Annotated in this window: 10 protein-coding genes, 1 tRNA gene and 1 rRNA gene; 1 reads left to right on the forward strand and 11 read right to left on the reverse strand. The window is 35.1% G+C overall.

The window, feature by feature from the left end; all coding sequences use genetic code 11:
• Window positions 1-58: 58 nt before the first annotated feature.
• Window positions 59-1,111 (forward strand): NAD(P)H-dependent flavin oxidoreductase, encoded by a 1,053-nt coding sequence (locus RRY75_RS05490; RefSeq protein ID WP_332715896.1) that lies wholly within the window; start codon window positions 59-61, stop codon window positions 1,109-1,111.
• Between the two features lie 58 nt (window positions 1,112-1,169).
• Here the strand turns inward: RRY75_RS05490 and dnaB are convergent, their stop codons facing one another.
• The 11 genes from dnaB to rrf form a co-directional block, all read right to left on the reverse strand.
• Window positions 1,170-2,501, reverse strand: a complete 1,332-nt coding sequence (gene dnaB / locus RRY75_RS05495) for a replicative DNA helicase (protein WP_332493089.1) — start codon at window positions 2,499-2,501, stop codon at window positions 1,170-1,172.
• A 28-nt stretch (window positions 2,502-2,529) separates the two neighbouring features.
• A complete protein-coding gene (rplI, locus tag RRY75_RS05500) occupies window positions 2,530-2,979 on the reverse strand; it encodes a 50S ribosomal protein L9 (protein WP_332493088.1) in 450 nt (149 codons plus the stop codon).
• Between the two features lies 1 nt (window position 2,980).
• Complete coding sequence (locus RRY75_RS05505; RefSeq protein WP_332493087.1) at window positions 2,981-4,987, reverse strand: DHH family phosphoesterase; 2,007 nt, start codon at window positions 4,985-4,987, stop codon at window positions 2,981-2,983.
• Window positions 4,988-5,005: 18 nt separating this feature from the next.
• Window positions 5,006-5,986: a DUF2232 domain-containing protein gene (locus RRY75_RS05510; protein WP_332493086.1), complete on the reverse strand. Its 981-nt coding sequence runs from the start codon at window positions 5,984-5,986 to the stop codon at window positions 5,006-5,008.
• 214 nt (window positions 5,987-6,200) lie between these two features.
• Window positions 6,201-6,434 (reverse strand): 30S ribosomal protein S18, encoded by a 234-nt coding sequence (gene rpsR, locus RRY75_RS05515; RefSeq protein WP_307993289.1) that lies wholly within the window; start codon window positions 6,432-6,434, stop codon window positions 6,201-6,203.
• A 34-nt stretch (window positions 6,435-6,468) separates the two neighbouring features.
• Window positions 6,469-6,924 (reverse strand): single-stranded DNA-binding protein, encoded by a 456-nt coding sequence (locus tag RRY75_RS05520; RefSeq protein WP_332493085.1) that lies wholly within the window; start codon window positions 6,922-6,924, stop codon window positions 6,469-6,471.
• Window positions 6,925-6,954: 30 nt separating this feature from the next.
• Complete coding sequence (rpsF, locus tag RRY75_RS05525) at window positions 6,955-7,245, reverse strand: 30S ribosomal protein S6 (protein WP_332493084.1); 291 nt, start codon at window positions 7,243-7,245, stop codon at window positions 6,955-6,957.
• 135 nt (window positions 7,246-7,380) lie between these two features.
• Window positions 7,381-7,575 (reverse strand): DUF951 domain-containing protein, encoded by a 195-nt coding sequence (locus RRY75_RS05530; protein WP_332493083.1) that lies wholly within the window; start codon window positions 7,573-7,575, stop codon window positions 7,381-7,383.
• A gap of 87 nt (window positions 7,576-7,662) precedes the next feature.
• A complete protein-coding gene (locus RRY75_RS05535; RefSeq protein WP_332493082.1) occupies window positions 7,663-9,333 on the reverse strand; it encodes a putative polysaccharide biosynthesis protein in 1,671 nt (556 codons plus the stop codon).
• Between the two features lie 147 nt (window positions 9,334-9,480).
• Window positions 9,481-9,551, reverse strand: a tRNA-Cys gene (locus tag RRY75_RS05540).
• Window positions 9,552-9,557: 6 nt separating this feature from the next.
• Window positions 9,558-9,675 (reverse strand): 5S ribosomal RNA (gene rrf / locus RRY75_RS05545).
• Between the last annotated feature and the right edge of the window lie 55 nt (window positions 9,676-9,730).

Below are 9,730 nucleotides of genomic sequence, written 5' to 3' on the forward strand. Positions count from 1 at the left end.
TCAAATTACTTATAAATCAAATCAATTATAGACCAAATTTTATTATATGAGGTGACTTATGTTAAAAAAACAACTTACTATAGGAAATTTAAAACCTACTTTCCCAATTATTCAAGGCGGTATGGGCGTGGGAATTTCTCTTAGTTCTCTCGCAGGCCATGTTGCTAAATGTGGGGGAATTGGTATTATCTCTGGCGCTCAAATTGGCTATAGAGAGAAAGACTTTATTAAAAATCCTCTTCGTGCTAATCTTGATGCTTTAAAACACGAAATTCAACTTGCTCGTGAAATAGCTCCCGATGGCATTATTGGTGTTAATCTGATGGTAGCCATGAAACATTATGCTGAATATGTGAAAAAGGCTGTAGAGGAAAAAATAGACTTAATTATATCAGGTGCTGGACTTCCTCTAGATCTCCCTAAATATACTAAGGATACACACACTAAGGCTATACCTATTGTATCTTCTGCTAAAGCTGCCAATATTATTTGCAAACAATGGGACCGCAAATATAATTTTGCACCTGATGCAATCATAGTAGAAGGACCTCTAGCAGGGGGGCATCTAGGCTTTTCTGCCTCTGATCTTGAAGAATGTCCTCCTCTAGTTGAGGATATTCTTCAAGAAGTTAAAGTCATTGCCCAAGAATATGGTGCTAAATACAATAAATCTATTCCAGTTATTGTGGCTGGTGGTGTCTATGATGGTACAGATGTACAACATATGCTTGAAATAGGTGCTGATGGCATCCAAATGGCTACTCGTTTCGTTACAACCTATGAATGTGATGCCCATTTGGCTTTTAAAGAAGCTTATATCAACTCCACGCCTGAAACTATAGGCATTATTAAAAGTCCTGTAGGGATGCCAGGACGTGCTATTTTGAACCCTTATGTTACAAACCCTGCTGGCAATAAAGCTTGTTTCTACGATTGCCTTCACAAATGTGGTATAACGGATATTCCTTACTGTATTTCCAAAGCTCTTATTCATGCGGTTACTGGAGATACTGAAAATGCACTTTTATTCTGCGGTAGTAATGCTTATAAAGCAACTAAATTGGAACATGTAAAAGATATATTTGAAGAAATCCAACTCGCTATTTGTTAAAATAAAACACCAACCAAAAAGCTCCTAGATACTTATATGGTATCTAGGAGCTTTTGTCTTATTCTCTATCCTTATTGGCAAACTTAGTGTATTGTCCGAGCCATACAAGTTCTACTGTACCTGTCGGACCATTTCTCTGTTTAGCAATAATAACTTCGCCTATATTTTTCTTTTCTGAATCTGCATGGTAGTATTCATCACGATACAGGAACATAACAACGTCAGCATCCTGCTCAATCGCTCCAGATTCCCTTAAATCTGATAACATAGGTCTATGGTCTGCACGTGTTTCACAAGCACGTGAGAGCTGAGAAAGGGCGATAACAGGAGCCTGCATTTCACGTGCAAGTGCCTTAAGTCCCCTTGAGATTTCTGAGATTTCTTGTTGTCTAGAATCACCTTTAGCATTTCCAGACATCAGTTGCAGGTAGTCAATCATGATAAGGTCTAGGCCTCTTTCCATTTTTAGTCTACGACATTTTGCACGCATTTCCATAATATTGATACCTGGGGTATCATCTATAAATACGTCTGCCGCACTTAAATTGGGAATAGCCATAGCAATGCGGTCCCAGTCCTCAGGGTCAAGATTACCTGTTCTGACTTTCTGAGCATCTACCAATGCTTCTGCACAAAGCATACGGTTTACTAACTGGTCCTTTGCCATTTCCAGACTAAATACTGCTACCTTTTTCTTATATTTAATAGCAGCTGTTTGAATAATGTTAAGAGAGAAAGCTGTTTTCCCCATAGATGGTCTTGCTGCTACTAGAATTAAGTCAGAGGGTTGCATACCTGCAGTCTTATAATCTAAGTCGATAAAACCTGTAGGCACACCTGTAATACCACCTTTAGTCGTATGTGCTTCTTCTATTTTATCAATAGCTGTTACAACAATTTCATTAATATGCGAGAAGTCCTCTGTCTGCACATTCTGTGTAATATCAAAGATTTGCTTTTCTGCAAAGCCCATAATATCATGAAGTCCGTCTTCACCTTCGTAACTTTTTGCACTAATATCTTGACTCGCTTTAATAAGCTTTCTAAGCATGGACTTTTCTTGAACAATTTTAGCATATTCTTTAATATGTGCTGAAGTTGGTACTATCGTTGCCAATTCTGCTAAGTAACTAATTCCGCCTATTTGTTCTAATACACTCTTTTCTGCCAATCTATTTTGTATAGTTACCAAATCTACAGGGCTATTAGAAACATGTAGCTCCACCATAGCCTCATAGATTTGTTGGTGATCTGGCCTATAAAAATCCTTAGGTCTTAGTGACTCTGTTGCAACAATAAGTGCTTCATGGTCCATAATAATAGCCCCAAGAACCGATTGTTCTGCCTCAATATTATGTGGAGGAATGCGCATTATTTGTGTTTCATCCATAAACGTTCCTCACGTCCTTTGTTATTTATTATTTTGCTTCTACTGTTTCTACTGTTACTTGCGCTGTTACTTTAGCATGTAACTTAACTTCTACTGTTTTAGTCCCAATAGCTTTAATTGGCTGAGAAAGTTGGATTTTCTTTTTGTCAACTTTTACGCCAAAGTTTGCATCAATACTTTCTGCAATTTCTTTTGTTGTAACAGAACCAAATACTCTTCCGCCTTCACCTGTTTTAATAGGAATAATAACTTTTTTATCATTTATAGCTGTTTTTAATTCATTTGCACGGTCAAGTTCTTCTTGTTTTTTCTTATCTTCTGAACGTTGTTCTACTTTTCTTTGATTCATATTAACTGAATTTGCTTCTACGGCTAAACCTTTTGGGAAAAGAGCATTACGTGCGTATCCATCTTTAACTTCTAAAATCTCACCTTTTTTACCTACTTTTTTTACATCTTGTGTTAATATAACTTTCATTTTATTCACCTTCCTGTTTGTAATCTGTAATCGCTAGTTTAAGTTTAACTTTTACTTCTTCTATTGTAACATCTTTAAGCTGAGCACCTGCAATATTTTTGTGACCTCCGCCACCTAACATTTCCATAATGCGTTGAACATTGGTGTCTCCTAAAGCACGTGCACTAATCATGAGGGTCTCACCACTTTGTGTAATAACAAATGTAGTTTGAATGCCTTTAATAGTAAGTAGTTCATCTGCTACTTGTGCTGCAATAATATTAGAGTGTTCATGTTCACCCTCTACAACAGCTACTGCAGTATCCTCATCCCATATTTCAGCATCTTTAATAGTAGCTGCTTTAACCTTATAAGTCTCCATATCATTTTGGAACAACATACGTACGCGTGTACTATCTGCTCCTGCTCTTCTTAAAAAAGCCGCTGCCTCAAAAGTTCTAACACCTGCTTTAAAAGCAAAGTTTTTAGTATCTACTGTTATCCCAGCCAAAAGTGCATCTGCCTCTACCTGAGTCAATTTCACCTTATCTGTTAAATAAATAAGAATTTCAGAAATCATTTCACACGTTGAAGAGATAAATGGCTCTATATAAGATAGTACTGCATCTTCAATATAATCTGTACTTAATCTATGATGGTCAAATACAACTACATTCTCTGCTTTATCAATAAGTGCTGGATGCTCTACATAACTTTTTCTATGCACGTCTACCATAACAAGTAATGTTTGCTTTGTAAGCTCTTGTTCTGCTTTATCACTTGTAATAAATAAGTCTTTATACTCTGGATGTTCCACAATACGACTATAAAGTTCTTGTACTGCAAATGTGGATTCACTAAGTATGATTTGAGCTTTCTTACCCATTAATGTTGCAGCTCTATAGACACCCATAGCTGCACCAAGGCAGTCCATATCTATATTTTTATGTCCCATAATAATAACTTTATCCGCATCATGTAAAAGTTCTTTGAAAGCGTATGCTTTAATTCTTACTTTTACTCTTGTGCTCTTCTCTACTTCTTTTGTCTTACCACCGTAGAATGTATACTTATCATTACGCTTAATAATAGCTTGGTCTCCACCTCTACCAATAGCTAAGTCAAATGCTGCTCTTGCATCTTCTTTAGATTCTGTAAGTGATTTAAAATTACGGCCAATTCCTATACTGACCGTTACAGGTAAATCATTTCCCACTTGAATATGCCTAAGTTCATCTAATACATCAAACTTACGACTTTGCATCTTTTCTAAACTCTCTTGTGTAAAGAAAATCATATAGCGGTCTCTATCAAATTTACAGACTGCTACATCACTATTCTTAAACCATACACTTATTTTTCTATCAATAATAGCCCCTAACATTGGGCGCCTTACTTCTTCTATACTTTGCATGATTTCTTCATAGTTATCTACATAGACAAAACCTATCATACAACGTTGTTTCTGTACTTCTTCTTCTAAAAGTTTATGATCTGTTGTATCCATAAAGTAGAGTACATATTGAAATCCCACACTATTAGAATCTACTATAATCTTATTGCATAACATTTGATAATGTTTATGCTCTGTTATAATTTCTCTTTGATACAGCTCATCTTTCTTTGGAAAACTTTCTAATTGCAAATCTGAAAATATAGAACGAATATGTTTATCTACAACCTCATCTTCATCTACCATAGTTTTAAATGAGTTATTCCCCCAGCATATTGCCCCCATCTTATCAAGGACCACTACCGGAATAGGGGAATTTACAAACATATCTTTCTTTACCACACTTAGTGCGTCAACTTGCTCTGTAATTTCCTTTTGCATCTTCTGTATCAATCTATTTTCTAGAATAAAACTATAGGCTAGCATACCTACAAAAATAAGCGCTGTAAAGATGCCTATAAATGTATTAAAATAGATACTTACTATACCTTGTATAATACCTATAATAAAGCCAATTTGAGTAAATCTCAGAATATACGCCATATAGCCTAATGAATTCTTCCTCTTAGTACTCATATTCACTACCTTCCCTAACTAAACGATAATATCAACTTTTCTAAAATTAAATAATGTATCTGCCAATCCTACTAGCATCATTATAAAAGGCATTATAAAAAATACTAATACTGACAATACAATACTCATTGTCTTAGTTGAACTTGTAAGTTTACTCTTTTTAATAAGCATAATAAGAGCAATGATTCCTACTATTTGTAATAAATATATAGTAAAGGAATATAGGTTCATTGCTAGTGCTACTATACTACTAGAATCTTCTCCTACAAATAATGCAATAAAGCTAGAGATTACTAAAAGAACTCCCATCCATCTTGAAAACTTAAAGTATGCAAATTGGTTAAGGGGAAGCATTCTCCATCTCTTAAAACGTCCTATAATTGTTATAAAAACTGTACTTAATACGCCTAATACTACACCTATTTGTAATAAAAATGCAGGGTATAAATATTTCAGCATATCTACACTCATTATAAACTGCTTCTTCATTAATGAAAATTGCTCTTGCATTTCTTGAGATACTGCCTGATTTTGCACTTTTAATGCCTCATTCACTAAGGCTATATACTGTTCTTTTGCTGCATCTAAAAAACCATTATACATTTGCATATAATCAATGTTAAAATACTTCATTCCTATAATATATAGATAAAATACTCCAACTATTCCAATGCCTGTATACATAGCAATCTGTGGAAGTGCTAGTTTATTCCTATAGCAGGTTACGAATATATGAGCAGGGACTGCCACACTTATAAGATATAATAATACCTCAGCTATATTCCCTGTTAATAGGAATAGCATGAGTGAAATAATCAAATGTATAAGTAAGTCTCTTTTATAATTTTTTTTATTACCCATTAAAAAAATGGTCATTGGCACCATTAGAAGGGGTGCTAAAAAGATAAGTGTAAAAGAATAAATTCCTATTACACCTAATACAATATATGTTGCTATCATTAGTCCTATTTTAAAATTCTGTTTTACCTGTTGATTCATAGCGTCTTATTCCTCCTAGAATGAGCATAAGTTGCCATGTACCTACTCATATATTTTCATATTATATCATAAATTCAAGTTTAGATATACCCCCTCTGGCATATGCCTACTAAATAGCATAAAAAAAAGCACTGCCGAAGCAGTGCGTGTGCATATTGTGTGTGCGCTTATTTGTCTCTCTATATAGTGCTGAATTGAATCTTAAAAATACTAATTAATCTTGAGTGTATGGTAAAATTGCGATATGTCTAGCACGTTTGATTGCAACTGTAAGTTTACGTTGTGCTTTTGCAGAGTTACCAGTAATTCTTCTAGGAAGAATTTTACCTCTTTCAGAGATAAACTTTTTAAGTGTGTTAATATCTTTATAATTAATCTTTTTGATATTATCACCAGCAAATTGGTTAACTTTACGTCTTCTACGACTACGTCTTTTTTGCATTGCCATTGTATTTTCCCTCCTTCATTTTAATAAATATTGGTTAAAATGGTAAATCGTCGTCTTCTTCCATAGTAGTTGGCATGAATCCATCTACCGGATTACTTGAAGGAGGAGCTGAGACAGGTGACATAGTATCAAGTGGGCTATTAGTCATAACACCTCTTGATTCAGCTGAAGATTTACTTTCTGCAAAATGTTGCTCTTCAACCACAACTTCAATAGATGTGTGTTTAACTTTTTGTTGGTCTTCCCAACTATTCGTTTGGAGTCTACCTACGACTGCAACCATCTGTCCTTTTCTAAAGAACTTCTCTGCAAATTCGCCAGCTTTTCCAAAAGCAACTATATTGAAGAAATCCACGTCGGGCTCTCCTTGTTTTGCAAATTGTTTTCTAACAGCTAGTCCATATCTTGCTACTGCAACTGGGTTGGCTGATTGTGAATAACGAACCTCTGGATCACGTGTTAAACGTCCCATAAGCATAACTTTATTCATATCATAACCTCCTTCTTCTAATAGTAATTATTATTTTTCATCAAGACGTACGATTAAGTAACGAAGAACAGTTTCTGTGATACGAAGTCTACTTTCAACTTCTGCTGGAGTTGATGTTTCTCCATTGAATTGAATGAAGTAGTAGAAACCTTCTTTTTGTTTGTTGATTTCGTAGCAAAGTTTTCTTCTGCCCCAATCATCAACATTAGTAACTTCACCTCCGAAACGAGTGATTAATTCTTTCACTTTTTCAAGGTTAGCTAATTTTTCTTCTTCACTTAAAGTTGGGATAAATACTAGTGCTAATTCGTAGTTTTTCATCTTGGCACCTCCTTCTGGACTTTGGCCCTACATCAGTGTGTAGAGCAAGGATTACATTACAGTTTATTATGATAGCATACTTATATATCTAATACAAGCACTTTAAACAAAAATAATACTGGATAATGTTGCTTTTTAAGCTTCATTGTCAGCTTTTTTAAGTATTTTTTTTACACTTTTTTCAAATTTTTCTCGAGGTAGCATAATGATATGCTGGCATTCTTTACAGCGCAGTTTGAAGTCCGCGCCTACTCGTAGAACTTCCCAGGCGTTAGTTCCACAAGGGTGCGGCTTCTTCATCTGCACTACATCTCCAATTTGATAGTTCAATTCTTTACCCTCCTTTGATTAATTGCCATTTTTACTTGTTATTATACATGATTCTTTGACAATTATAAATCATACCCCTATCTACTCCTACTTATCCGTTTTAGTCTGCATATACTTCTTATTCCATTTATTAAGAAATGGAATATAGTTGATATCTTCTATAGTAATCGTATGTGTAAAAAAAGTCATACACGCATAGGTCACTATAGCAAAAGCAATCACTAACAAAATCGCGTATGTTAAGCTACTCATTATGAATAAAAGCACTTTATATAGGTAGAAACTCATTATTCCCATGACAACTGAACATATTAAAGGCTTAATGATAACAGCCTTCCAATTTACTTTAATCTGCAAAATCTTTTTTAATGCTCTCATATTAAATAGGGTATAAATCATATAACAAATGGTTGTACTGATTGTAATCCCATAAATATGAATATTAGGATTACCTAACAATAAGCCATTGAGCACTATTTTAACAAGTAATGCTATTGCTACATACAGCGTAACACGATGCTGCTTTCCAATCGCTTGTAGCATCCCTGCCGTTAGCTGAGCCAATGTCATAAATACAATAGCTATAGCACCTACTGTAAATAGGCTACCTCCATCCGGTGCTGAAGCATAGACAAGCTTCATTATAGGTTCTCCAAACAATGTTAGTCCTACTGTAGCCGGCATTGCTATAAGCATACCCATTTTTAGTAGTCGATTCATTTTATGCTCTAATCCCTTGTAATCCCTTCTTGCATAATCTCCTGCTATGGCAGGAATAGAAGAAGTAACAATAACAAGTATAATACCTACTGGAATATTAATAAATTGAGTATACTTACTTAGAAATTGTCCTGATAAGCTTGTTACAATGGTTTGTGTATCCATAGATATAGCATCTGTAACAGGAATTACACTTAACTGTCCCATACTACGCAACTTATCTACTGTACTTGGTAGGTAATAAAATAACATTGTATTATCAATTAGAGTAATTAAAGCAAAAAGTGCTGCTGTAATCACCAGCGGTAAAATGGTAATAAGTAATTGTTTAATAATGCTACGGTTAGAAGGATATATATAGTAATGCTCTTCAACTTGCTCTAGATTATACTTCTTATAAGTACATTGATAGATGACTACTATAGTCACCATCCCCGCTAGTGCCCCTATTCCCGTTCCTAATGTACTCCCCATAGCTGCCACACCAATCCCACAGGGTATAAACATTGCAGCCAACAGCACACTAAATACTGCGTTAAAAAGCTGTTCTATAACTTGAGAAATTGCAGTTGGCATCATATCATTAAGCCCTTGAAAATACCCTCTTATAACTGCCATTAAACTTACCACTACTACTGTTGGGGCCAGTGCCTTTAATGGTAATACAATATCTTCTCCCCCTTTTAGAATATGTGCTATCTCCTCCGCCCCAAACCAAAGTCCAAAGGCTAAAACAATACTAATGATCCCTGTATAAATAAATGTAATTCTAAAAATGCGCTTAACATCCTGGTATGCCTTCAAACTCATACATTCTGCTATCAACTTTGAAACAGCATTAGGAATGCCTAGACAGCTTACTGTAATAATAAGTACATAGACTTGATAAGCAAGTCCATATATAGCATTTCCTGCATCCCCTAGAATATTAACAATAGGGATGCGATATACGACACCCACTAATTTACTTATAAAAGTGGCTATTGTTAATATCATAATTCCTTTAGCAACTTGTTTACCAGTTATCTTTTGTTCCATTCTATACTGCCTCACTTCTAAATGTAAGTTAATACGTTTTATTAATTATAGTCTGTTCATTTTAGAATGTCTAGTTTATACAATATTAAATTCAGAATATCAAAACGCGAAAAAAAGAGCTTAGATATAATCTAAGCTCTTTTATAAAGGCGGCAACCAGATTTGAACTGGTGATGAAGGTGTTGCAGACCTCTGCCTTACCACTTGGCTATGCCGCCGTATTAATTTGGCAACCACTTACTCTCCCAGTCCGTCTCCAGACAAGTACCATCAGCCGATTTAGTCTTAACCTACGTGTTCGGTATGGGAACGGGTGTGTCCCTAAATCGCATCGTCACCAAAAAATGACCCATAGGAGAATCGAACTCCTGTTACCGCCGTGAAAGGGCGGTGTCTT

The organism is Niameybacter sp., assembly GCF_036655075.1.
Classification (GTDB): Bacteria; Bacillota; Clostridia; order Lachnospirales; family Cellulosilyticaceae; genus Holtiella.